Below are 21,469 nucleotides of genomic sequence, written 5' to 3' on the forward strand. Positions count from 1 at the left end.
CAGAGCTGCTCACCGTTTCACGGAAACGGTGAGCAGCTCTGACTCTTTGTTTTGACGCAATTCCGGGGGAAAGCGCTACGCGCCTTTCCCGGGAAAACCGCTTCACACTTTTCCTGGAATTGCTCTAGACACCCTCCGTCAGATGCACCTTGCGCAGGCGATACCACGCATGAAATGCTGTCGGCAAACCACGAAGGGGGAGCAAATGATCGGCAACATCCTGGTCGGGCTGGTGGCCTTGATCCATGTCTACATCGTCTATCTCGAGATGGTGCTCTGGGACACGCCGCGCGGGCACAAGACATTCCGCCTGACGCCGGAATTCGCCAATGCCTCGAAGGTGCTGGCCGCCAATCAGGGCCTCTACAACGGATTTCTCGCCGCCGGCCTGATCTGGGGGCTTTATCTCGGCGCCGCCGGCTTTCAGGTCAAGGTTTTCTTCCTGTTGTGCGTGGCGATTGCCGGCCTCTACGGCGCGGCAACGGTCGGCCGCAAGATCCTGTTCATCCAGACCGCGCCGGCGTTGGTCGCCCTGATCGCGGTCTGGCTTGGTTGGTAAGGCAGGCCGGGTTGGTGAGGAAAAAGGGCGCCCGCGGGATTGGGGTCCCGAAGGCGCCAGGTGTCCTTTCCTCTTGAATCGTTTGGGATCGCCTCAGCCGTTCGGATAGTTTCCGCCGTCGGAACCGTCGCCCATCTGGAAACCGCTGCCGGTATCGATCATCAAACGCTGGTCGACACGGTCGAGATGGCTCAGCAGGTCATGATACTGCGCGGCCGGTATCCTGCCGTGATCCGACGCGGCAATCTTCTCGGCCGCCTGGCGGATCTGGTTGGTGCGCATTTCCAGGTGTGCCGCCACGGCCGGGGTGATGTTGTTGGCCTGCCGTGCGTCGACGATGCCCTGGCGGACGCCTTGAGCCTGTTCAATGAGGGCTTCGACACGCGGACCCGTCAAATCGGTCGGGTTGGTGGCATCGAGAGCGCCCTTGTGATGGCCCGCGGCATAGGCGCCGGCGAGCGGAATGGCGATGAAGAATGCGGTCAGTGCTGCAGTTCTGAGCGTGGGGTTAAAAGAGCGCATCGTCGCGTCTCCTCCTGAAGAGAAAGGCAGCGGTTCTTTCGTCTGCCTTCCAGCTGTGGGTCGTCCAGTTCCGTCGCGTCGCGATGGGAGGCATCGCCGGCGGTTCTCGGCCCTGCGCAGCAAGCTAGGAGCGCTTCGGAGTGAAGTGTAATTAAAAAAAGATAATCTTTTCAGGCCTTGCCGGCTCCGGTCTGCGCCCTAGAGTTGAGCTGGCAAACAAGTTCGCGTGACTTTTCCGTGATGGTGAATCACCGTTCGGTGAGCTTCAGTTCAATACGGCGGTTCTTGTTGCGCGCCTCGTCGGTGTCGGCGGGATCGAGCGGCTGGAACTCGCCAAAGCCTGCGGCGACCAGCCGGTTGGCCGGCACGCCGTTCTCGATCAGGAACTTGACCACCGAGGTCGAACGCGCCGTCGACAATTCCCAATTGTCGCGGTAACGGCCGTTGCCGGACAACGGCTTGTTGTCGGTGTGGCCGTCGACGCGCAGCACCCAGTTGATCTCGGGCGGAATTTCCTTCTGCAGTTCGATGATGGCGTCGGCGAGCTTCTTCATCTCGACCTTGCCGGCATCGTTGATCACTTCGGACCCGGTCGGGAAGAGCACTTCCGACTGGAAGACGAAGCGGTCGCCGACAATGCGGATGTTTTCGCGGTCCGCGAGAATCTCGCGCAGACGCCCGAAGAAGTCGGAGCGGTAGCGGTTCAATTCCTGCACACGCTGCGCAAGCGCCACGTTCAGGCGGCGGCCGAGATCGGCGATCTTGGTGTTGGAATCGCGGTCGCGGGTTTCGGATACGTTGAGCGCGTCCTCGAGTGCGCCGATCTGCTTGCGCAGTGCCGCGATCTGCTGGTTGAGGATCTCGACCTGGCTCAGCGCCTGCTGGCTGATCTGGCGCTGGTTGTCGAGTTCGCCGCCCAGCTCCGTGGCTCGCTGGGTGGCGGCGTCGCCGGCGCCGGCGCCTTGCGCCAGCAACTGTTCGAGCCGGCTCTTCTCCGCCTCCGCCGCCGATAGCGACGCCTGCAAATTGGCGAGCGAATCGTCCTTGTCCTGCGCCGTCGAGCGTTCCAGCGCCAGAAGCTGCGTCAGTTCATTGATCTGCGAGTTGAGGCGTGTGAGCGCCGTATCCTTGCCGGAGAGTTCGCGGCCGAGCAGGAATTGCGCCAGCACGAAGACGGTGAGCAGGAACATGATGGCGAGCAGCAGCGTCGACAGCGCGTCGACAAAGCCCGGCCAATAGTCGATGCGGCGATCGGTACGCCGGCCCCTGGCAAGCGCCATGTCAGTGCACCCCGGGCTTCTTCAGGGCTTCGGCAATCTTTTCCAGCGTGTTGCGCATCGCCTTCTGTTCATCGGACTGGGCCTCGACCCAGTCCCGCATGATCTGCTGCTCGGAGCGCATGTTCTTGACCAAGCCGGAAATGCCGTCGGCGAGATTGGCCATGGCGGTGGCGACACGCGGATTGGAGCCGCCGCCATTCTCCTGCATGCTGCGCAGCCGTTCCGACAGCACACGGATCTCGTCGGAGGATTCGGTCTTGGCCGGGTCGGAGACGACGATGTCTGACGACAGATCCGTCACCGAGGACAGCCAGTTCTCAAGCTCGGTGTAGAAGCGGGTCTGGGCGCGGCCCGCCTGCAGGTCGAGGAAGCCGAGCACGAGCGAGCCCGACAGGCCGAACAGCGAGGACGAGAAGGCCGTGCCCATGCCGGCCAGCGGCGCCGACAGACCCTGCTTCAGCGAATCGAGCACCGCCGCCGCGTCACCAGTGCCGGGGTCGAGCGATTCAATGGTCTCGCGGATCGAGCCGATCGTATTCAACAGGCCCCAGAAGGTGCCGAGCAGGCCGAGGAACACCAGCAGGCCGACGAGATAGCGCGAGGTGTCGCGGCTCTCGTCGAGGCGCGTGGCGATGGAATCGAGCATAGTGCGCATCGAACTGGTCGAAAAGGCCGTCGCGGAGGAGCGGCCGATCATCGCCTTCATCGGCGCCAGCAGAATCGGCTCTGTTGTCTCAGAGCCGGCACGGAAGGAGTTGACCCAGCGCACCTCGCGAAACAGCCGCCCGACCTGGGCAAAGGCGAGCAGGATGCCGACCACGAGCACGCCGACGATCAGGCCGTTGAGCCCGGGATTGCTGCCAAAGGCGGTCGAGATCTGGCGGGTCAGGATGGCGGCGATGAAGGCGACGATGGCCAGGAAGATAACCATGGTCAGCAGGAAAACCTGCGGACTCGACAGTTTATGCGGATCATAGATCAGGACGTCGGAGCGCCTGCCTATGCCGAAGGATCTGAGAAAAGCCATCCGTGCCCCGTTTCCGATGCTCTATTTGCCTTTACGCAATTCCGAACGGGAAACCGCTCGCACTTTCCCTGGAATTGCTCCAGCGCCGCCGATCACGCAGTTCGCGACTCTAAACGGAATTGTGACCAAATTGAATGGCGCTTGGCAATATTGCCGTCGGGCTAGTATGCAACGCGTCCGATCTGAGATGGAAACCGAAGTCGGTTTCCATCATCAGAGCCGGTTGATGACCAGACAGTCGACCATGGCCGCCAGATGCAGGCCCGCGCCGGTGACGACGAAGCCATGCCACAGCGCGTTGTGGAAGCGCAGCCCCTTCCAGGCGAAGAAAATGACACCGCAGGAATAGACGACGCCACCGGCGACGATGAGCACGATCGACGTCGTCGGCAGCGTCTCGACGAGTGGCTTGACCAGGACGATGCCGCTCCAGCCGATGGCGAGGTAGAAGACAACAGCCAGCCGGTCGAAGCGGCCGGGGAAAAACACTTTTATGGCAATGCCCATGACGGCCGCCGCCCACACCAGGACGATCATCCAGCTGGCCAATGGCGAGCCATCGAGCTGGGCAAGAAAGGGCGTGTAGGTGGCGGCGATCAAGAGATAGATCGCGGCGTGGTCGAAGCGCCGCAAGATCCATTTCGCCGGCGACGTCACCGGCCAGAGATTGTAGGTCATCGATACCGACAGCACGGTGAGCAGTGAAACCACGAAGAAGGCGGCGGCGATGTATTCGCCCGGCCCGACCCGAAACGCCGCCAGCGCCAGCAGCGCCGAGCCGGCCGCGATCGCCAGCACGATGCCGACAGCATGGACGATGCCGTCGGCGATCATCTCCGCACGGGAATAGTGCCAGCGCCCGACAAAGGGAATTTCGAGTTGCGGCGGTGTGTTGGTCATGCGGAGTCCTGCGTCACCCCTTATCTGGGCAGCCACCGGACAGTATTTCAAGCTTTGGTTGCGGTTTTGCGACTGCGGCGGTTCAGCACGGCGGGCCTTTGCTTGCCTACAATTCCCAGGGAAGCGCTACGCGCTTTTCCTGGGAAAACGCTCCGCACTTTCCTGGAATCGCTTCAGCGGGGTGCGAAGGGTGTTTTCACCGTCTTCAGCAGCGCGCGCTGGATGACTTCATTGCCGGCGACGACCGAGCCGTTGTCGAGCATGTCCTGTCCGCCATCCATGTCGGAGACGAAACCGCCGGCTTCGCGGATCAGGAGCAGGCCGGCGGCGATGTCCCAGGCCGACAGGCCGGTTTCCCAGAAGCCATCCATGCGTCCGGCGGCGACATAGGCCAGATCGAGCGATGCCGAGCCAAGGCGCCTTATGCCGGAAACCTCGGCCATGACGTTGCGCAATTCGACGAGGAAATTGCCGTGGTGGCCGCGTCCCAGATGCGGCATGCCGCAGCCGATCACCGTGTCGACCAGCTTGATGCGGCCGGCGACGCGCAACCGGCGGTCGTTCATGAAGGCGCCGCCGCCGCGCTCGGTCGTATAGAGCTCGTCCATAGCCGGATTGTAGATGACGCCGGCAACGATCTGGCCCTGGCGTTCCAGCGCGATCGAGACGGCAAACAGCGGGATGCCGTGCAGGAAATTGGTGGTGCCGTCGAGCGGATCTACGATCCAGCGGTGCTGGTTGTCGTCGCCTTCCACCACGCCGCGCTCTTCCATCAGGAAACCGTAGCCCGGACGCGCTTTCGACAGCTCGGCAAACAGAATGTCCTCGGCCTTGCGGTCGGCCTGGCTGACATAGTCGCCCGGACCCTTCAGCGAGACCTGCAGGTTCTGGACCTCGCCGAAGTCGCGCGACAGCGAGCGGCCGGCCTTCATTGCGGCCTGGACCATGACGTTGAGAAGGGCTGAGCGTGCCATATCGTTGAAACTCCAAAAGCTTGGGGCGGATCAACTCAAATTGGATCGCGGCCCCGCTTCATCTGCTTGTCTTTGCACGCATGATCTTGTCCGAAAAGTCTGCAACTTTTCGGGACCATGCTCTAGTCGGCGCGGCGCACGTAAGTGATTTCGTTGGTGTCGACGATGATGCGTTCGCCGGCGCCGATAAAGGGCGGCACCAGCACGCGAATGCCGTTTTCCAATATCGCCGGCTTGTAGGAGGACGCGGCCGTCTGGCCCTTCACCACCGGATCGGCCTCGGTGATGGTCAGCGTCACATAATCGGGCAGCGAGATGCCGATCGGCCTTTCCTCATAGAGCTGAACCGTCACCATCATGCCGTCCTGCAGGAATGCGGCGCGGTCGCCGACGAAATCCTTGTTCAGTTCGAGCTGTTCGTAGCTTTGGGTGTCCATGAACACCAGTGCGTCTTCCTGCGCGTAGAGGAAGGAAAAATCCTTCAGGTCGAGGCGGATCTGTTCAACCGTCTCGGCCGAGCGGAAGCGCTCGTTGAGCTTGGTGCCGTTGATGAGGTTCTTCAGTTCGACCTGGTTGTAGGCGCCGCCCTTGCCGGGCTTGACGGTGTTGGTCCTGACCGCCACCCAGAGGCCGCCATCGTGCTCGATGACGTAACCGGGACGGATTTCGTTGCCATTGATCTTGGCCATGATGATGGGATCCGGAATGAGATTTTCGCCTGGACAAGCGATTTAGGGGCTCCCAAGACCACAAATCGCCCGGAGAGGCAAGGGACGCCGGATCGGCTCCAGCCTGCTGGCCGGCATCAGGCCTTGATCGTGATGGCTTCGGCGACGGCCTTTGCAATGGCCTCCGCGGCCTTCGCCAGCCGGTTGAGGTGCGGCGAGCGCAGTGCCACGACCTGCAAGGAAAGGTCGACATCCTCGACATCGACAAGCGCGAGGCCATCGGGAAGTCCTCGCGCCGCGAGCCGCAACGGCATGAGGCCGAGGCCGTGTCCCCGACGTACCCATTCCATCTGCATCGCCGGGTCCTGAATTTCCGCCGCCACAACGAGCCGATGCCGTTCGCCTCCCAAACTGGAGAGGAGCGTCTGACGCGCGTCGCAGGGTTCGGGGCTGAGAACCCAAGGCATAGGGGTCAGAGCGTCCGTGCGCTGGGGAGCGGTGCCGCCAGCCTGGCCTATGATGCAGAGACGTTCGGCGCCGAGCGCGTCCGAGCCTTGATGATCGGCAGGTCGCAGAACGATCGCCATATCGAGCTGACCGCGTTCGAACTGCTCAATGAGTTCCGCGCTCCAGCCGGTCTTGAGCCGCAACGATACTTTTGGAAACGCAGCGGACGCGCCGGCGATGGCGCCCGCAATGCTCGCATCGGACAAGCCATGCGCCAGGCCGACACGCAGCACGCCCTGCGGCTCGGCGTCAGCGGCGAACGCTTTTAGAGCCTCGACCGAAGCCAGTATGTCCTTTGCACGCGCCAGCACCTCCAATCCTGCCGCAGTCAGGCGCGGCGGCTTCTGCCGGCGATCGAGAAGCGTCGTCCCGAGCATCTCCTCCAGTCGCTGCATCTGTCCGCGTGACGGCAGGCTGCGTCAGAGGCAGGCGGCGGGCCACATTCTGGATCGAGCCTTCCTCGGCGAAGAGAACGAGCGTGCGCAGTTCCTCCAGCATTTCAAACTACTCCAGATGCATAATCATTCTGATTATTATGAATTTGAAATCAGGATGCCGGCAAGCGATTTTCCTTTCAACGGATTTCCAAAATGGAAGGGAAGACAATGCAAGCGATCGAATTGCAGGCCTCCGGCGGCATCGACAATCTCAGACTGGTCGAACGGCCGATGCCGGAACCGGGTCGCCAGGAGATGATCATCAAGGTCAGGGCAACCGCGCTCAACCACCGCGACGTGGAGATCGCCCGTGGCAGCTACCACACCGCCTTCGCGCTGCCGCTGATACCGCTTTCGGACGGCGTCGGCGAAGTGGTTGCGGTTGGCGCCGAAGTGACCCGTTTCAAGCTCGGCGACCGCGTCTGCGGCACGTTCTGGCAGCGCTGGGTCGGCGGCAGCTTCGCCATGGCCGAACCGTCCTATCAGCGCGGGGGTCCCATCGATGGTCTGCTCAGCGAGTTCGCGCGGCTGGACGAACAGGCAGCCGTGCTTGCGCCGCCCCATCTGAGCGATGTCGAAGCGGCGACATTGGCCTGCGCCGCGGTCACAGCCTGGCACGCGCTGTTCACCGAAGGCCAGTTGAAGCCGGGCGAGACGGTGCTCAGCCTGGGCACGGGAGGCGTCTCGCTGTTTGCGGTGCAGTTCGCCGCGGCAGCCGGCGCGCGTGTCATCGTCACGTCGAGCAGCGACGACAAGCTCACGCGGGCAAAGGCGCTTGGCGCGCATGACGGCATCAACTATCGCGACAATCCCGATTGGTCGTCAATCGTGCTGGCGCTGACCGACGGCCGCGGCGCCGACCACATTATCGAAGTCGGCGGGCCGCAAAGCTTCGCTCAGTCGCTGAAGGCTTCGGCGCGTGGCGCCCAGATCAATGTCATCGGCTATCTCGGCGGCAGCGACGGGGCGATCAATCCGCTCGATATCTTTCGTCGCCAGATCAGGGCGCGCGGCATACCTGTGGGCTCACGCGAATCCTTCGAGGCGATGAACCGGGCGCTCGCGGTTAACCGGCTGCGGCCGATGATTGATCGCGTCTTCCCATGGACAGAAGCAGCGGCGGCTTTTCACCACCTCGAGCATGGCTCACCCTTCGGCAAGGTTGTCCTCGATCACATGCAATGATTTGGCGAGACGCCGTTAGAGCGTTTCACCGTTTCATGGAAACGACGAACCGCTCTAACTCTTTGTTTTGACGCAATTCCTGACGGAAAACCGCCCACACTTTTCCTGGAATTGCTCTAGGGCAGGCGGTTCGCCTTCTGCAGGGCCTGCTTGGTCTGGTCGTCGCTCAGCCCCTGCAGGAAATCGTCCATGTCGGGGTCGATGAGGCCGGCGCGGCGGGCGACGATGTACCAGGCGCCGGCAAGCACCAGGTCAGGGTCGGTGCCGATGCCTTGCATATAGAGTTTTGCCAGGCGGTTCTCGGCGGCGACATTGCCGCCCTCGGCGGCCTGCTTCGTCCAGCCGAAAGCCGATTTCAGGTCGCGGGCGCCGCCGCGGCCTTCGATCATCCAGGCAGCGAGATCGATCTGCGCGGTGTCGTAGTTCTGCCGTGCGGCCTGCGCCAGCAGGCGCCTTGCCTGCGCGTCGTCGCGCGGCTTGCCGCCGACGCCGTTGGCGTAGATCTGGGACATGGCGTATTGCGCGTCGGCGAGGCCGGTCGCGGCGGCGCGCTCATAGTAGGCGGCAGCCTTGGTCAGGCCCGCGTCGCCGGGATCCTGCTGGACCAGCATCTGCGCGAAATTGAACTGCGCCAGTTGGTTGCCGGCTTCGGCGGCGGCCTGCATCAGGGCGTAGGCCTCTTTCGTGTCTTTCTTGACGTAGCGGCCGTCGAGCAGCATCAGCGCGTATTGGAACTGCGCCTCCGGCACGCCTTGCTCGGCGGCAAGCGCATACCATTTCGAGGCTTCCGCCGCGTTCAACGGCACGCCGAGCCCGCGCGACAGGATCTCGGCCACCAATGTCTGCGCCGCCGGGTCGCCGTTCTGGGCACGCACCAGCGCCAGGTTGTAGGCCGTCTTGTAGAGGCCGCGCTGGAAGGCACCATAGGCCGCGTCCGCAGGCTTGGCCCCGAAGCGGTCGGGATTGATGCTGTCAGCGGAGGGCAGCGGTGCGGGCTCCGCCGTGGTGGCGGGTTGCGGCAGCTGCTTTTCGATCGGCTTGTCGGTGTGCACGCCGATTTCCGGCTTGGGCTGCGGCAAGGGTATGGTTTCGGCGGCGGCGGCCTGGATCATGACCGCTGCAAGCAAGGCCTGAAGGGGAAGCCTTACCGGAGCCACATCAGTCCTCGAAGCGCGGCGCGGTTTCGTCGAGCAGCGCGTTGGCCTTGGCAATCGCCGCTTGCGGATCGACGCCGTCGGCAAACACCGCGCTCGACAGCGCGACGAACTCGGCGCCGGTGGCGGCCACCTCCTCGATGGAAGCCAGATCGGATCCGGCCATGACGATGCAGGGGATCTGGATCATGTCAGCCCACCAGCGCCCCAGCGAGAGGTTGCGCGGGTGCGGCTCGGGCTTGTTGTCGTAGCCGAAGCGGCCGAAGAAGATGTAGTCGGGCCGCGTCTCGCCAAGCTCAAGCGCGTCGTCACGCGTCTTGGCGCCGCCGGCGCCGACCATCATTTTCGCCTGAAAATGTCCGATCGTCTCGGCGAGCTCGGCCTTGGAAACCTCGACATGGATGCCGTCGGCCTGGACCCGGCCCGCTATGCGGGTGTCGCCGGCGATGATGACGGCGACGCCCGCGGCCTGAGCCGCCGGCACGATCTGTTCGGCGAAGGCCTGGAAAGAGGCTTCGTCCATGCCGTTCTCGGGCAGGATCAGCGAAGCGACGTCACCGCCATCGAATGCGGTGGTGATGCGGGCGGCCGGCACGCCGGATGGCGCGATCAGCACGATGCGGCAGCGATTTGGGGGTGTGGCGTCGTTCATGGTTCTTCGATCCCGGGTTTCGCCTATGCCGGGCGAAGATGGTTGGATTGCGGCATAGAACAAACTGCCGGGATTGAACAGGCGTCAGCTGTCAGGCGGCATCAGGCGGGACGAAGACCATTGCGGGCTTTCGTGACGATGTCGAACACCTTCGACGGATCTTCGATGCCAAGGAATTGCGGCACCGGGTCGAGAGCCGGCGACCAACTGGCAAAACTTCGATAACGCGACTGAGGCCAGCCGCCCGGATTTCCGAAGACCGATGTCGCTGCGCCGAACCGCAAACTGCCACGCTTTTCACCCTCGCCGGTCAGCTGGATGTCGGGAAGACGCTCCAGGTCGATCGATGTGAAGTTGGCGAAAGGAGCGGTGCGCATGATGAGAATGCGTTTGTCCGTCACCGCATAGGAGATGCGCCGTCTCAGCCACGCGTCGACCGCAAATCTGCCAAAGACGAAGAAGAGACCAATGCAGATGAACATTGCTCCCCATGCGCCGAAGAAAAGCGGCGCGCCTTGCTTTGTCGCGGTATAGGTCCAGAAGATTGCAAACCCGCACCAGACAAGGCTGAACGGAATGAGAAACATATCCCGGCTGGTGAAGAATAGGCCTTGCGTGGGAAGACCGCTCCACAGGATGTGTTCGCGGGGCAATAGCCGTCCCTGAAAAGATCCGATCGCCACGCCTTTACCCCGTTGCTTTGTGCCCGCATCCACATCGCACGGACGACGATCGCCGCGCAAATCAGCAACGCGTTATCCGCCACGAGATCATGCGTTCGAAAATATCGCAGCAGCGATCCAACATTCGCGGGCTATGCCGGGACTTTCGACTTCCACAGCGACCAGCCGAGATTCATGCCGGCCGCCGCCGTCAGGATCAAAGCGGCGCCGACGATCTGGCTGAGATGCAGCCGATGGCCGAAGGCGGTGACGTCGACCAGGATGGCAACGACCGGATAGATGAAGGACAGCGATCCCTGCAGATGGGTCGGCAGCTTCTGGATGGCGCCGTACATCAATATGTACATCAGGCCGGTGTGGACGATGCCGAGCGTCGCCAGCATGGCCCAGCCCCACGGATCGGTCGGAAGATGCGACAGATTGGCGAAGGGCGCCAGCATGACGACGCCGACGCAAACCTGGATGAGCGCGATCAGATGCGGCGGCGTGCCCTTGAGCTTCTTGGTGACGATGGCCGCGACGGCCCAGAAGAAGGCTGCCGCCAGCGCCATGAGGATGCCGGCAAAATAGTTGGTGCCGACATCGCCGGCGTCGGGCGCGGCCTCGACGATCAGCACCATGCCGGCGAAGGCTATTGCCAGCCATGTCAGCTTGGTCAGTGTCAGGCGTTCGGCGAAGAAGAGCGCGCCGAAGCCGACCAGCATGAAGGGCTGTGTGTTGTAGACGGCGGTGGCAATCGAGATCGAGGCGCGTGAGAAAGCGCTGAACAGGAGCAGCCAGTTGATGACGATGGCAGCGCCGCCAAGCGCGGCGAGGCCGATGACGCGCAACGACAGCCTGTCGCGCAGCAATCCAAGCGAAGCGCAGATGACGAGCAGCGTCACCGCGCCGAATGCGCAGCGCCAGAACACCACATCCATGATCGGCTGTCCGGACATGACGACGAACCATCCGATCGTTCCCAGGATCGCCATTGCGGCCGACATTTCGACCGTGCCGCGTACCGTATCGTTCATGATAGACCTCTGTGTCCGTTGAGGTCGCATAATCTCATCCGATGCCGGAGCTTTCCATCTCTTTGAGAAGGCGATATAGATTAACGGCCTAATTATATTAGGTGATGCCTCCGAATCTGTGGGAAATCTGAAATGCTGGACGATCTCGACCGAAGTCTCCTCGAAATCCTGGTGAGGGATGCACGGACCTCGCTGAAGGAGCTGGCCGCCCAGGTCGGGCTGTCGTCGCCAAGCGTCTCGGAGCGGCTGCGGCGGCTCGAGGAGCGCGGCGTCATCCGGGCGTTCACCGTCGAGATCGATCCGCTGGCACTCGGCTACACGCTGCAGGCGATCGTGCGCATCAAGCCTTTGCCGGGCAAGCTGCACATCGTCCAGAAACTGATCGAGGAGATCGCCGAGTTCGGCGAATGCGACAAGGTGACGGGTGACGACTGTTTTGTCGCCCGGCTGTTCGTGCGCTCGATCGGCGACCTCGATGGCATTCTCGACCGCATCGCCGACAAGGCCGAGACCAGCACCGCCATCATCAAGGCGCAGCCGATCCGGCGGCGGCCGCCACCGCTTGGAGCGCCGTCGGCCTCATCGTCTTGACTCCGCATGGCTGTGGTGGAAATGCCCTGCAGCTCCGCCAGATAATGGACTGAGAGACGAGGACGACATGGCGCAGAATATCTACGACCAGCCGGAGTTCTTCGCCGGCTACAGCCAGCTTGGCCGGTCGGTCGAAGGCTTGGACGGTGCTGCCGAATGGCCGGCGTTGCGCGCGATGCTGCCCGATGTCGACGGCTTGCGAATTGTCGACCTTGGCTGCGGCTTCGGCTGGTTCTGTCGCTGGGCACATGAGCACGGGGCGAGCCAGGTCCTTGGCCTGGACCTGTCGGAGAAGATGCTGGCGCGTGCGAGGGCCGTCGGCCCGGATACAGGCATCACCTATCAGAGGGCCGATCTCGACCAGCTCAGCCTGCCGCAAGGCGGTTTCGACCTCGCCTACAGCTCGCTTGCCTTGCATTATGTCGAGGATGTCGCGCGCCTGTTCAGGACCGTGCATCAGGCTTTGTCGCCCGGCGGGCATTTCGTCTTTTCGACGGAACATCCGATCTACATGGCCCCGACCAGACCCGGCTGGGTGGTGGATGCCGAAGGCCATAGGACGTGGCCTGTCGACCAGTACCTAGTGGAAAGCCCGCGCAAGACCGACTGGCTGGCCAAGGACGTAGTCAAGTATCACCGCACGATCGGCACCACGCTCAACGCGCTGATCCTGTCCGGTTTCGCGATCGGGCATGTCGAGGAATTCTGTCCGACCGCCGCACAGATCGCGGCCAGGCCGGAACTGGCGGAAGAACTCGAGCGGCCGATGTTCCTGCTGGTCTCGGCCCGGCGATAGGGCACGAGCCGGACATTGGCGGGTGTTCGGCAACCGGTCCGGATTTACAGTCGCCCGAAACGCAATTCTGGTTTATTCAGGCGTTGACGCCTTCCCTCCAGATCAGTCCCTCCCCATGTCAGGCCTGCTTCTCGATCCGTGGTTCTACGCGGCCGCCATCCCGGCGGTCATTCTGGTCGGCCTGTCCAAGGGCGGGTTCGGCGGCGCTGTCGGTTTCGTCGGCGTGCCCCTGATGGCGCTGACCATACCGCCGGTGCAGGCGGCCGCCATCCTGTTGCCGATCCTGTGCCTGATGGACATCGTCTCGGTTTGGACATGGTGGGGCGTGTACGATCGCAAGATGCTGGTCGACATGATGCCGGGCGCCGTCATCGGCATCGGCCTCGGCTGGCTGACCGCCGCACTGGTCACCGAGGAGGCGGTGCGGCTCATCGTCGGCGCGGTGGCCATCATCTTCGTGCTGCGCTGGCTTTATCTGCAGTTCCGCCATGGCTCCGACCACGCCGCAGAACCCAACCGCGTGGCTGCCGCGATCTGGGGCACGGTCGCCGGCTTCACCAGCTTCGTCGCCCATGTCGGCGGCCCGCCTTTCCAGGTCTATGCCTTGCCGATCCGGCTCGATCCCAAGGTGCTGTCGGGCACGGCAGCGATCTTCTTCGCCGCGACCAATGCGCTGAAGCTCATTCCCTATTTCGCGCTCGGCCAGTTCGATACCGCCAATCTGACGGCGTCCGCGGTGCTGATGCCGCTGGCGCCGCTGTCGACCATCGCCGGCGCCTGGCTGGTACGGCGCATGCGGCCCGAGATATTCTATCCTTTCACCTACGCGACTGTGGCGGTCGTGGCGCTGAAGCTCTTGTGGGATGGGATCGCCGGCCTGCTGTGACAGGCGCGGCGACTTTGTCGCCGCATGCAGCTCAACGCCAGCGTCAGGCGGCGCTTTCCACCAGCCGGCGGCTTCCGCCGAAGGCCAGCGTGGCGCCCGTCACTAGGACCAGCATCATGCCGGCGAGGATGCCTATGTCATGCGTGGTCGGCTTGAGCACCATGTCGGCGACGATCACCAGCATCACCGCATAGTCGAAGCGTGCCGCGCTCATCATGCGCTGGCCAATGGCCAGCACGGAAGGCGTCACACCCTCCTTGGCGATCATCGCGCCCATGCGCTCGCCGGTCGGCTTGAAGATGAACATGCCGATCGAGAAGGTCGTGGCGTAGCCGACCAGGCCGATCATGATCCACAGGTCGGAGAAGCCGACCCAGAAGGCGCACATGATGAGGCCGAAGAGCAACGTGAGCATCGACATCGGTGCAAAGAAACGCCCTCCCAACTGCCCGCTGGCACGCATTGCCTGAAGCTTGTCCTCGATGTTGCCGGCGCGCTCGGCAAGCACGCCGAGCAGAAACAGCACGAAGCCGCCTCCGACCCACAAAGTGGCTGAGACGATGTGAAGAAATTTGACGATCGAATACCAGTCCATCGGTTGCTCCCGGGATGTTTCTGTTGGGTTTGCGGTGGCGCGGACAGGCGCCGGCCGTCAGAGGAGCGGGCGTTTAGCGTGGCGGGTGTTTCGGAACGATGTCGCGAAAAACTGGCTCTGTTTCGGCGGTTTTCGACGGGCGCGGTTCTCGACAGCAAACTGATGCGCGGTATCATTTTCTGCTATTGTCGGATGCGTCAGGGGAGCGCGACATCGTCTGGAAACACTGCCGATGCTAGTGCGCCGACGCCGGGAGCCCGGCGGCGATCACAATCGCCTGACGATCAACCCATTCCCGAAAACGGGAAAAGGCAATTCGAGGGGACAAGCATGCAAGGGGTAGCACGGAATTTTTTCACACTGGCGATCATCTATGCGTTGTGCGGCATGGCGCTCGGCATCCACATGGCGATCAGCGAAGACCATGGCCAGATGCCAACCCACGCCCACATCATGGTCGCGGGCTGGCTGATGTCGGCGGTCTTCGCCTTCTTCTACCATCTGTTTCCGGCTGTCGCGCAGAAGACGCTCGCTGTCATTCATTTCTGGCTGACGGCGATCAGCGGCATCGGGCTGATGATCGGCCTCTTCGCCCTGCTCGCCGGCAACCCGGCCATAGAGCCGGTGCTGGGGATCGCCTCGATCGGCTTCTATGCAGGCATGCTGCTGTTTGCCTTCATCGCCTTGCCGGCTGTCTGGAAGAAGGCCTGAGCCTGAAGCGGACTTCGGGTCTGTGCTGTTACGGCACAGGATGGCGGTGTTCGGTCAAAAAACATCCGCATCGTTAAGGCTTCATTAAGCTTTACAGGTGTTTACTATGTTCATCCAGTGATCTGGATTCTTACCGAGTGGTTGGAGCCACTTTGTTTGACGCCTCCCTGTTAAACTCCTGAGAGCCGCCTTATCCGCGGCTCTTTTTTTGTCTGCATTCCGGCGGCAACCTGCGTGACGGATGGCTGTTAACCTTCTGTTAAACATGTGCTTGCCTTCACCCCCGGCGAAGCGCATTTTCAAGCTTCAGTCATATAGGCTTCCGGGTGTATCGGCAGTGAGTCGAATCGGCCGGTTGCAAGTGCAGGGGCGTATCAATGAACGAGCCTTCGAAGGGCAGTGCGAAGACCGTGAAGCTGGCGGAGCGTCGGGTTTTTTCGCACTCCTTCAAACCGCTCTACCAGGAAGGCATGGGGCTGGTCGAACAGGCGGCTGAGTATCTCGACGGCAAGGGCCGCGCCGAGGCGAAGAAACTGTCACGGCTTGCGGCCACGCTCTACGCGGCCGAATCGATGCGGCTGACCACCAGGCTGATGCAGGTTGCCTCCTGGCTGCTTTTGCAGCGCGCGGCGAATTCCGGCGAGATGACCCGCGACCAGGTAGCGTCGGAAAAGTCCAAGGTGCGCCTCGACACCGCTTCCGCCCATGACGAAGCCGCCGGCTGGGCCGAACTGCCGGAGGATTTCCTCGACCTCGTCAATCGCTCGCTGCGCCTGCAGGCTCTGGTGCGCCGCATGGACGACGAGATCTACGGCGCCGGCGCCGTGGTCGACATGCAGCCGATGGGCCGCCGGCCCAATCCGGTTTCCGACCAGATCAGCCTGCTCAACACGGCTTTCGCCCGCAACTAGGCGATCTCACTAGATTCTCCTGGCCCGGCAAGGGCATTGTTTCTGGTTTGTTCACATTTCGCTGGCATCGCTGTCCGCCGGAGGTAAACTCGCCGGATGGGGGAAGCGATTCGCATTATCGGTATCGATCCGGGGCTCAGGCGCACCGGCTGGGGCATCGTCGAGAGCCTCGGCAATTCCTTGCGCTTCATCGCGTCCGGCACCGTGCGCTCCGAAGACAAGGCGGCGCTGGCGACGCGGCTGTGCCAGTTGCATGACGGGCTCGCCGAAATCCTGCATCAAGCCATGCCGCACGAGGCGGCCGTCGAGCAGACCTTCGTCAACAAGGATGCGGTGGCGACGCTGAAGCTCGGCCAGGCGCGTGGCATCGCCATGCTGGTGCCGGCACGCGCCGGCCTCGTCGTTGCCGAATATGCGCCCAATGCGGTGAAGAAGGCTGTCATCGGCGTCGGCCATGGCGACAAGAAGCAGATCCACATGATGGTGAAGGTGCTGCTGCCGAAAGCGACCTTCGACACCGAACATGCCGCCGACGCGCTGGCCATCGCGATTTGCCACGCCCATCACCGGCAGAGCGTGGCCTATCGGATGGCGCTTGCCGGTTAGCGATGTTCTTGACTTGTTCACGCTGTGAGAGTAAGTAATACTCCAGAGGTATTACCATGCGCGTGACAACCAAGGGGCAAGTTACAATCCCCAAGCCGATAAGGGACCATCTGGGCATCGGCCCGGGTTCCGAGGTGGAGTTCGTGGCCACCGACGAGGGCGTTCAGCTGGTTGCCGTCAACGAGAATCTCTCCCAGGAGGAGAAATTGCGCAGGTTCCACGATGTCCTCGACCGGATGGAGGGGACGTTGGATCTGGGAGGCATGACCACCGATCAGTACATGGAGTGGTTGAGGGGGCCGCGTGAAGATCTCGACGTTGATTGACACAAATGTCCTGATCGACGTCTGGGGACCGGCCGGGCCGCTGAAAGAATGGTCGGCATCGGCGATCGCCTCCTGCCGCCGCGATGGTGCCTTGGTGCTAAATACAATCATCTGGTCCGAGCTCGCGCCGCTGATCTCCACGGAGACGGCACTTCGAAAAGCCGTCGACATGCTCGAGATGGACCGCGAACTTGTACCCTGGGACGCTGCATTCCTTGCCGGCGTCACACATTCCCGCTATCGCCGGGCTGGTGGCGTTAGGGAAAGAACCTTGCCTGATTTCTTTATCGGCGCTCATGCGACTGTTGCCGGGCATCGTCTTTTGACACGCGACGCCGCGCGTTATCGCAGTTATTTCCCCGACCTCGACATCATCTCTCCGGAAACGCACCCATGAGGGCCCATCTTCCATGAAAGATCTGGCATGATCGGCAAACTCAAGGGCACGTTGGACGAGATCGACGAAGACCATTGTCTCGTCGACATCCACGGCGTCGGCTACGTCGCCTATTGCTCGGCGCGCACGCTGGCGGCACTGCCTTCGCCTGGCGAAGCGGTGGTGCTGTTCATCGAGACCTATGTGCGGGAGGATATGCTGCGCCTCTATGGTTTCCAGTCGCAGCTTGAGCGCGAGTGGTTTCGGTTGCTGATGAACAACGTGCCAGGGGTCGGCGCCAAGGTGGCGCTGGCCATCCTGTCGACGCTGGCGCCGGCCGATCTCGCCAACGCCATTGCGCTGCGCGACATCGCCATGGTTTCCCGTGCACCCGGCGTCGGCAAGAAGGTGGCCGAGCGCATCGTCACCGAGTTGAAGAACAAGGCGCCGGCCTATGCGGGCACTGCCTCCGGTACCATCGGGCTTAAGCAGGAACTCGGTGACGGCGTGGCATCAGCGCCGATCACCGATGCCGTCTCGGCGCTGGTCAATCTCGGCTATTCGCGCGACACCGCCGCCAACGCGATAGCGGCGGCGCTGAAGACTGCGGGCGAGGATGCCGATGCCTCGAAGCTGATCCGCTTCGGGCTGAAGGAACTGGCGCGGTGAGGGCTCGCTTGCCCGGTCCTCTGCCTTATGCGAGGAAGGCCGCATGAGCCTGCCGCCCCGTCTCATTGCTCCGGAAAAACGCGGCGAGGATGCCGAGCAGACCTTGCGGCCGCAGACGCTTGACGATTTCGTCGGCCAGGCTGCGGTGCGGGCCAATCTCAAAGTCTTCATCGAGGCCGCCAAGGGCCGCAACGAGGCGCTCGACCATGTGCTGTTCGTCGGGCCGCCGGGGCTTGGCAAGACGACGCTCGCGCAGATCATGGCGCGCGAACTCGGCGTCAATTTCCGCTCGACTTCCGGGCCGGTCATCGCCAAGGCCGGCGATCTCGCGGCCCTGCTCACCAATCTCGAAGAAGGCGACGTGCTGTTCATCGACGAGATTCACCGGCTGAGCCCGGCGGTGGAGGAAATCCTCTATCCGGCGATGGAGGATTTCCAGCTCGATCTGATCATCGGCGAGGGACCGGCGGCGCGCTCGGTCAAGATCGACCTAGCCCGTTTCACGCTTGTCGCCGCCACCACGCGGCTTGGCTTGCTCACCAATCCGCTGCGCGATCGGTTCGGCATTCCGGTGCGGCTCAACTTCTACACGGTCGAGGAACTCGAGCAGATCGTGCGGCGCGGCGCCCGCATCCTGCAAATGCCGCTCGGCGACGACGGCGCGCTGGAGATCGCGCGACGCGCGCGCGGCACGCCGCGCATCGCCGGCCGGTTGTTGCGCCGCGTGCGCGATTTCGCCTCGGTCGCCGGCGACGGTCATGTCGACCGTAAGATCGCCGATGAGGCGTTGACCCGGCTGGAGGTCGACGCGCTCGGCCTCGACGCGCTCGACCGCCGCTATCTCTCGATGATCGCGCGCAATTTCGGCGGTGGTCCGGTCGGCATCGAGACGATCGCCGCCGGCCTGTCCGAGCCGCGCGACGCCATCGAGGACATCATCGAGCCCTATCTGATCCAGCAGGGTTTCATCCAGCGCACGCCGCGCGGCCGCATGCTGACGGCCAATGCCTGGCGCCATCTCGGCCTCGATGCGCCGAAGGATCTGGCGCAGCAGCAGATCAACCTGTTCCAGGAAGAATAGCCCCCAAGCGATCGGGGATAAGCCGACGATCAAGGATATGTGACCCGTCCTGCACAAAATCTACGCGTCTTCGCCGATTTGCCGGCGTAATCGTGGATTTTATCGGACGCGCGCGGGGAACCGCTGCGATCGAAGGGCCGGGAGCCAATCCATGATAACCAGACGCGGGTTCCTGCGCTTCATCGGCGGGTCGTTCGTGACGGCCGCCGCGCTTGGCGCCTATGCCGTCGGCATCGAGCCGATGCTGCTGACGCATGTGAAGCGCTATGCGCTGACGCCGCCGCATTGGCCTGATGGCCTGAAGCTGCGGGTCGTCGCGCTCGCCGATATCCATGCCTGCCGGCCGTGGATGACACCGGAGCGGATAGCCTCGCTTGTCGAGGATGCCAATGCCCTGCAGCCGGATGTGATCGTTCTGCTTGGCGACTATATCGCCGGCATGCGCCTGGTGACAGGCGGGGTGACGCCATCGCAATGGGCGTCCGCTCTGTCGGGGCTCAAGGCCCCGCTCGGCGTGCTGTCGATCCTTGGCAACCATGACTGGTGGCACGACGGCTTCGCGCAGCGGGCCGGAGCCGGTCCAACCATAGCGCGCAAGGCCTTGGAGAAGGTCGGTATCCCGGTGCTGGAGAACGATGTCGTGCGCCTGGAAAAGGATGGGCACGGTGTGTGGCTCGCCGGGCTGGCCGACCAGCAGGCCCTGTTGCCGACCAAGGAGCGTCCCGGATTGACGGGGCTGGACGATCTCGACGGTACGCTGGCCAAGGTCAGCGACACCGCGCCGATCATCCTGCTCGCCCATGAGCCTGACATTTTTGCCACCGTGCCGTGGCGGGTGTCGCTGACCCTGTCGGGCCACACCCATGGCGGGCAGGTGCGGCTGTTCGGCTATTCGCCCGTCGTGCCGTCGCGTTTCGGCAATCGCTACGCCTATGGCCATGTCGTCGAGAACGATCGCAACCTGATCGTCTCGGGCGGCCTTGGCTTCAGCATCATGCCGGTTCGTTTTGGGATGCGACCCGAAATCCTGCAGATCGACCTCGGCTGATCTGAAGAATAGCTCTCAGTAAAGTGACCGGATCACGTCCATCACATCGGGTTCGGCCTTGTCGCCGTTGAATGCGTCGACGATGCCGAAGGCGCCGCCATAGCTCCACACCGACCATGAGAAGCCGTGCGCCTCGGCGCGGGCGGCCATATCCTTGACATAGGCGGCGCGGTATTCGGCGGGCATCACATAGGCATTGCCGTATTCCTGGCGGATCATGCCGAACTCGCCCAGCGTGATGTTTTCCGGCTTGATGCCGTTGGCCTTCGCCCATGCATCAACTTTCGTGAACGGCGCATCCATCAGGCCAAGCAGCTTGTCGGGGCTGTCCATGCTGGCGACCTGCTCGTCGAGATAGGCAAGCAGGCCGCTCTGCCGTGTCCAGGGCGCCTCGGCCTTGATCCGGGCGCGAATCGTGTCGAGCGTCACATCGAGCTGCGCCTTCGGCACCGCGGTCAGCGGATAGGGCAGGCCGGTCACATAGGGGATGAAGTCGCCGGCCCAGGTCGCGCCCTGATGGGTGAGCAGGAAGGGATCGTAGGAGTGGAAAGTCCAGATGACATTGTCGTCGGGGATCGCCTTGGGATCGATCTTTTCCAACGACGAGGCGGCGGAATAGCAGGCGCCGGTCAGCACCAGCGTCAGTTTTGTCGCCGAGGAACGGGCCGCGGCGAACAATTTCTGCTGGCGGTCCGGCCACAGGCTGGTGCCGTCGCTGTCGCAATCGACGATCGGTTCGTTCATCAGTTCGAAGGCGACTTGTCTGGGATCTTCGCCAGCCAAAGTGCGACCCATCTTGCGCACCATGTCGACGTAGAGGTCGAAGGTCTGCGGATCGTCCATCACCTCAGCCATGCCGATCTTGCGGCTGCCGCCGGCCGGGATCAGATGCATGTCGACGATCACCTTCAGGCCGGCGCGGTTGATCATGCGCACTGAATCCAGCACGCTGGCATAGAGGTCATCACGCAACGCTGTTGTCTGGTCGGACAGGAAGAGCGAGGGGTCGACAGGCATGCGCAGGAAATCGAAGCCCGCTTCCTTGAGTGCCTTGAGATCGTCCTCCTTGAGGAACTTTCGCCATTCCGGATAGGGCAAGATCGCCTTGGCGTCGCCCCATTTGTCCTCGCTTGGCCAGGTGACCCACTGGTCGAGATTAAGGCCGCGCTTCATCGAGAATGTCGCCGCCTGGCTGGGCCACGCCAAAGCCAACAGCACAAGCAGCGCCGCCATCAAACCCTTGATCATCGCCGTCAACAGTGCCATCCGATGCCATGTCACGTGAGGACAGGTGCCTCGTCGAGACCGA

At 62.9% G+C, this 21,469-nt stretch carries 26 protein-coding genes and 1 pseudogene; 13 read left to right on the forward strand and 14 right to left on the reverse strand.

The features are described 5' to 3' along the window. The first annotated feature begins 205 nt into the window (after positions 1 to 205). On the forward strand, positions 206 to 559 hold the full coding sequence (locus tag AC1DX4_RS18680) for a DUF1304 domain-containing protein (RefSeq protein ID WP_477221688.1): 354 nt from the start codon (positions 206 to 208) through the stop codon (positions 557 to 559). Between the two features lie 93 nt (positions 560 to 652). Here the strand turns inward: AC1DX4_RS18680 and AC1DX4_RS18685 are convergent, their stop codons facing one another. From AC1DX4_RS18685 to AC1DX4_RS18720, 8 genes and pseudogenes are all read right to left on the reverse strand, one after another. After that, positions 653 to 1,081 carry a hypothetical protein gene (locus AC1DX4_RS18685; protein ID WP_477221689.1) on the reverse strand — a complete coding sequence of 143 codons (429 nt, stop codon included), beginning with the start codon at positions 1,079 to 1,081 and terminating at the stop codon, positions 653 to 655. A gap of 248 nt (positions 1,082 to 1,329) precedes the next feature. Beyond that, entirely contained in the window at positions 1,330 to 2,361 is a 1,032-nt protein-coding gene (locus tag AC1DX4_RS18690) for a peptidoglycan -binding protein (protein ID WP_477221690.1), read from the reverse strand. 1 nt (position 2,362) lies between these two features. Continuing rightward, positions 2,363 to 3,388: a MotA/TolQ/ExbB proton channel family protein gene (locus AC1DX4_RS18695; RefSeq protein WP_477221691.1), complete on the reverse strand. Its 1,026-nt coding sequence runs from the start codon at positions 3,386 to 3,388 to the stop codon at positions 2,363 to 2,365. Between the two features lie 213 nt (positions 3,389 to 3,601). Continuing rightward, a complete protein-coding gene (gene trhA, locus AC1DX4_RS18700) occupies positions 3,602 to 4,288 on the reverse strand; it encodes a PAQR family membrane homeostasis protein TrhA (RefSeq protein ID WP_477221692.1) in 687 nt (228 codons plus the stop codon). 173 nt (positions 4,289 to 4,461) lie between these two features. Then, on the reverse strand, positions 4,462 to 5,262 hold the full coding sequence (locus AC1DX4_RS18705) for an inositol monophosphatase family protein (protein WP_477221693.1): 801 nt from the start codon (positions 5,260 to 5,262) through the stop codon (positions 4,462 to 4,464). 122 nt (positions 5,263 to 5,384) lie between these two features. After that, a complete protein-coding gene (gene efp, locus AC1DX4_RS18710) occupies positions 5,385 to 5,951 on the reverse strand; it encodes an elongation factor P (protein WP_013529127.1) in 567 nt (188 codons plus the stop codon). A 116-nt stretch (positions 5,952 to 6,067) separates the two neighbouring features. Continuing rightward, a complete protein-coding gene (locus tag AC1DX4_RS18715; RefSeq protein WP_477221694.1) occupies positions 6,068 to 6,832 on the reverse strand; it encodes a LysR family transcriptional regulator in 765 nt (254 codons plus the stop codon). Between the two features lie 16 nt (positions 6,833 to 6,848). After that, a pseudogene (locus AC1DX4_RS18720) lies at positions 6,849 to 6,935 on the reverse strand (hypothetical protein); the annotation flags it as partial. Between the two features lie 92 nt (positions 6,936 to 7,027). Here AC1DX4_RS18720 and AC1DX4_RS18725 point away from each other — a divergent pair. Beyond that, positions 7,028 to 8,059: a zinc-dependent alcohol dehydrogenase family protein gene (locus AC1DX4_RS18725; RefSeq protein ID WP_477221695.1), complete on the forward strand. Its 1,032-nt coding sequence runs from the start codon at positions 7,028 to 7,030 to the stop codon at positions 8,057 to 8,059. Between the two features lie 116 nt (positions 8,060 to 8,175). On the opposite strand, the gene AC1DX4_RS18730 is transcribed toward AC1DX4_RS18725, so the two are convergent. From AC1DX4_RS18730 to AC1DX4_RS18745, 4 genes are all read right to left on the reverse strand, one after another. Next, positions 8,176 to 9,171, reverse strand: coding sequence for a tetratricopeptide repeat protein (locus AC1DX4_RS18730; RefSeq protein WP_477221696.1), 996 nt, complete (start codon positions 9,169 to 9,171; stop codon positions 8,176 to 8,178). A gap of 46 nt (positions 9,172 to 9,217) precedes the next feature. Continuing rightward, on the reverse strand, positions 9,218 to 9,865 hold the full coding sequence (locus AC1DX4_RS18735) for a thiamine phosphate synthase (RefSeq protein WP_477221697.1): 648 nt from the start codon (positions 9,863 to 9,865) through the stop codon (positions 9,218 to 9,220). Positions 9,866 to 9,966: 101 nt separating this feature from the next. Next, positions 9,967 to 10,548, reverse strand: a complete 582-nt coding sequence (locus tag AC1DX4_RS18740) for a PH domain-containing protein (protein ID WP_477221698.1) — start codon at positions 10,546 to 10,548, stop codon at positions 9,967 to 9,969. Between the two features lie 131 nt (positions 10,549 to 10,679). Further along, positions 10,680 to 11,564, reverse strand: a complete 885-nt coding sequence (locus AC1DX4_RS18745) for a DMT family transporter (RefSeq protein ID WP_477221699.1) — start codon at positions 11,562 to 11,564, stop codon at positions 10,680 to 10,682. Between the two features lie 132 nt (positions 11,565 to 11,696). On the opposite strand from AC1DX4_RS18745, the gene AC1DX4_RS18750 reads away from it, so the two are divergent. The 3 genes from AC1DX4_RS18750 (at position 11,697) to AC1DX4_RS18760 (ending at position 13,837) form a co-directional block, all read left to right on the forward strand. Further along, positions 11,697 to 12,155, forward strand: coding sequence for an Lrp/AsnC family transcriptional regulator (locus AC1DX4_RS18750; protein WP_095201140.1), 459 nt, complete (start codon positions 11,697 to 11,699; stop codon positions 12,153 to 12,155). 67 nt (positions 12,156 to 12,222) lie between these two features. After that, the gene (locus AC1DX4_RS18755; protein WP_477221700.1) at positions 12,223 to 12,951 is read left to right on the forward strand and encodes a class I SAM-dependent methyltransferase; all 729 of its coding nucleotides are present in this window, start codon (positions 12,223 to 12,225) and stop codon (positions 12,949 to 12,951) included. A 115-nt stretch (positions 12,952 to 13,066) separates the two neighbouring features. Next, complete coding sequence (locus AC1DX4_RS18760; protein WP_258588831.1) at positions 13,067 to 13,837, forward strand: sulfite exporter TauE/SafE family protein; 771 nt, start codon at positions 13,067 to 13,069, stop codon at positions 13,835 to 13,837. Positions 13,838 to 13,880: 43 nt separating this feature from the next. Here the strand turns inward: AC1DX4_RS18760 and AC1DX4_RS18765 are convergent, their stop codons facing one another. Beyond that, positions 13,881 to 14,432 (reverse strand): DUF2269 family protein, encoded by a 552-nt coding sequence (locus AC1DX4_RS18765; RefSeq protein WP_477221701.1) that lies wholly within the window; start codon positions 14,430 to 14,432, stop codon positions 13,881 to 13,883. 330 nt (positions 14,433 to 14,762) lie between these two features. Here AC1DX4_RS18765 and AC1DX4_RS18770 point away from each other — a divergent pair, with 330 nt between their 5' ends. From AC1DX4_RS18770 to AC1DX4_RS18805, 8 genes are all read left to right on the forward strand, one after another. Further along, positions 14,763 to 15,143: a hypothetical protein gene (locus AC1DX4_RS18770; RefSeq protein WP_477221702.1), complete on the forward strand. Its 381-nt coding sequence runs from the start codon at positions 14,763 to 14,765 to the stop codon at positions 15,141 to 15,143. 377 nt (positions 15,144 to 15,520) lie between these two features. Then, the gene (gene rcdA / locus AC1DX4_RS18775) at positions 15,521 to 16,054 is read left to right on the forward strand and encodes a protease adaptor protein RcdA (protein WP_096451211.1); all 534 of its coding nucleotides are present in this window, start codon (positions 15,521 to 15,523) and stop codon (positions 16,052 to 16,054) included. Between the two features lie 96 nt (positions 16,055 to 16,150). After that, positions 16,151 to 16,660: a crossover junction endodeoxyribonuclease RuvC gene (gene ruvC, locus AC1DX4_RS18780; RefSeq protein ID WP_477221703.1), complete on the forward strand. Its 510-nt coding sequence runs from the start codon at positions 16,151 to 16,153 to the stop codon at positions 16,658 to 16,660. 56 nt (positions 16,661 to 16,716) lie between these two features. Continuing rightward, a complete protein-coding gene (locus AC1DX4_RS18785) occupies positions 16,717 to 16,986 on the forward strand; it encodes an AbrB/MazE/SpoVT family DNA-binding domain-containing protein (protein ID WP_477221704.1) in 270 nt (89 codons plus the stop codon). Further along, a complete protein-coding gene (locus AC1DX4_RS18790; protein ID WP_477221705.1) occupies positions 16,964 to 17,383 on the forward strand; it encodes a type II toxin-antitoxin system VapC family toxin in 420 nt (139 codons plus the stop codon). Before AC1DX4_RS18785 ends, AC1DX4_RS18790 begins: the two co-directional genes overlap by 23 nt. Before the next feature lie 27 nt (positions 17,384 to 17,410). Continuing rightward, the gene (gene ruvA / locus AC1DX4_RS18795; RefSeq protein ID WP_477221706.1) at positions 17,411 to 18,031 is read left to right on the forward strand and encodes a Holliday junction branch migration protein RuvA; all 621 of its coding nucleotides are present in this window, start codon (positions 17,411 to 17,413) and stop codon (positions 18,029 to 18,031) included. A gap of 43 nt (positions 18,032 to 18,074) precedes the next feature. Further along, positions 18,075 to 19,112, forward strand: coding sequence for a Holliday junction branch migration DNA helicase RuvB (ruvB, locus tag AC1DX4_RS18800; RefSeq protein WP_477221707.1), 1,038 nt, complete (start codon positions 18,075 to 18,077; stop codon positions 19,110 to 19,112). Positions 19,113 to 19,263: 151 nt separating this feature from the next. Then, positions 19,264 to 20,160: a metallophosphoesterase gene (locus tag AC1DX4_RS18805; RefSeq protein ID WP_477221708.1), complete on the forward strand. Its 897-nt coding sequence runs from the start codon at positions 19,264 to 19,266 to the stop codon at positions 20,158 to 20,160. 15 nt (positions 20,161 to 20,175) lie between these two features. Here AC1DX4_RS18805 and AC1DX4_RS18810 read toward each other — a convergent pair whose 3' ends face one another. Beyond that, entirely contained in the window at positions 20,176 to 21,426 is a 1,251-nt protein-coding gene (locus AC1DX4_RS18810; RefSeq protein ID WP_477221709.1) for a glycoside hydrolase family 5 protein, read from the reverse strand. Between the last annotated feature and the right edge of the window lie 43 nt (positions 21,427 to 21,469).

It is taken from the genome of Mesorhizobium sp. P3_A8, from assembly GCF_056402995.1.

Bases quoted from the DNA above. Each gene is read 5' to 3' on its own strand.
- AC1DX4_RS18680 (WP_477221688.1), top strand. From the start codon at position 206: ATGATCGGCAACATCCTGGTCGGGCTGGTGGCCTTGATCCATGTCTAC.
- AC1DX4_RS18685 (WP_477221689.1), bottom strand. From the start codon at position 1,081: ATGCGCTCTTTTAACCCCACGCTCAGAACTGCAGCACTGACCGCATTC.
- AC1DX4_RS18690 (WP_477221690.1), bottom strand. From the start codon at position 2,361: ATGGCGCTTGCCAGGGGCCGGCGTACCGATCGCCGCATCGACTATTGG.
- AC1DX4_RS18695 (WP_477221691.1), bottom strand. From the start codon at position 3,388: ATGGCTTTTCTCAGATCCTTCGGCATAGGCAGGCGCTCCGACGTCCTG.
- trhA (WP_477221692.1), bottom strand. From the start codon at position 4,288: ATGACCAACACACCGCCGCAACTCGAAATTCCCTTTGTCGGGCGCTGG.
- AC1DX4_RS18705 (WP_477221693.1), bottom strand. From the start codon at position 5,262: ATGGCACGCTCAGCCCTTCTCAACGTCATGGTCCAGGCCGCAATGAAG.
- efp (WP_013529127.1), bottom strand. From the start codon at position 5,951: ATGGCCAAGATCAATGGCAACGAAATCCGTCCCGGTTACGTCATCGAG.
- AC1DX4_RS18715 (WP_477221694.1), bottom strand. From the start codon at position 6,832: ATGCAGCGACTGGAGGAGATGCTCGGGACGACGCTTCTCGATCGCCGG.
- AC1DX4_RS18725 (WP_477221695.1), top strand. From the start codon at position 7,028: ATGGAAGGGAAGACAATGCAAGCGATCGAATTGCAGGCCTCCGGCGGC.
- AC1DX4_RS18730 (WP_477221696.1), bottom strand. From the start codon at position 9,171: ATGATCCAGGCCGCCGCCGCCGAAACCATACCCTTGCCGCAGCCCAAG.
- AC1DX4_RS18735 (WP_477221697.1), bottom strand. From the start codon at position 9,865: ATGAACGACGCCACACCCCCAAATCGCTGCCGCATCGTGCTGATCGCG.
- AC1DX4_RS18745 (WP_477221699.1), bottom strand. From the start codon at position 11,564: ATGAACGATACGGTACGCGGCACGGTCGAAATGTCGGCCGCAATGGCG.
- AC1DX4_RS18750 (WP_095201140.1), top strand. From the start codon at position 11,697: ATGCTGGACGATCTCGACCGAAGTCTCCTCGAAATCCTGGTGAGGGAT.
- AC1DX4_RS18755 (WP_477221700.1), top strand. From the start codon at position 12,223: ATGGCGCAGAATATCTACGACCAGCCGGAGTTCTTCGCCGGCTACAGC.
- AC1DX4_RS18760 (WP_258588831.1), top strand. From the start codon at position 13,067: ATGTCAGGCCTGCTTCTCGATCCGTGGTTCTACGCGGCCGCCATCCCG.
- AC1DX4_RS18765 (WP_477221701.1), bottom strand. From the start codon at position 14,432: ATGGACTGGTATTCGATCGTCAAATTTCTTCACATCGTCTCAGCCACT.
- AC1DX4_RS18770 (WP_477221702.1), top strand. From the start codon at position 14,763: ATGCAAGGGGTAGCACGGAATTTTTTCACACTGGCGATCATCTATGCG.
- rcdA (WP_096451211.1), top strand. From the start codon at position 15,521: ATGAACGAGCCTTCGAAGGGCAGTGCGAAGACCGTGAAGCTGGCGGAG.
- ruvC (WP_477221703.1), top strand. From the start codon at position 16,151: ATGGGGGAAGCGATTCGCATTATCGGTATCGATCCGGGGCTCAGGCGC.
- AC1DX4_RS18785 (WP_477221704.1), top strand. From the start codon at position 16,717: ATGCGCGTGACAACCAAGGGGCAAGTTACAATCCCCAAGCCGATAAGG.
- ruvA (WP_477221706.1), top strand. From the start codon at position 17,411: ATGATCGGCAAACTCAAGGGCACGTTGGACGAGATCGACGAAGACCAT.
- ruvB (WP_477221707.1), top strand. From the start codon at position 18,075: ATGAGCCTGCCGCCCCGTCTCATTGCTCCGGAAAAACGCGGCGAGGAT.
- AC1DX4_RS18805 (WP_477221708.1), top strand. From the start codon at position 19,264: ATGATAACCAGACGCGGGTTCCTGCGCTTCATCGGCGGGTCGTTCGTG.
- AC1DX4_RS18810 (WP_477221709.1), bottom strand. From the start codon at position 21,426: ATGGCACTGTTGACGGCGATGATCAAGGGTTTGATGGCGGCGCTGCTT.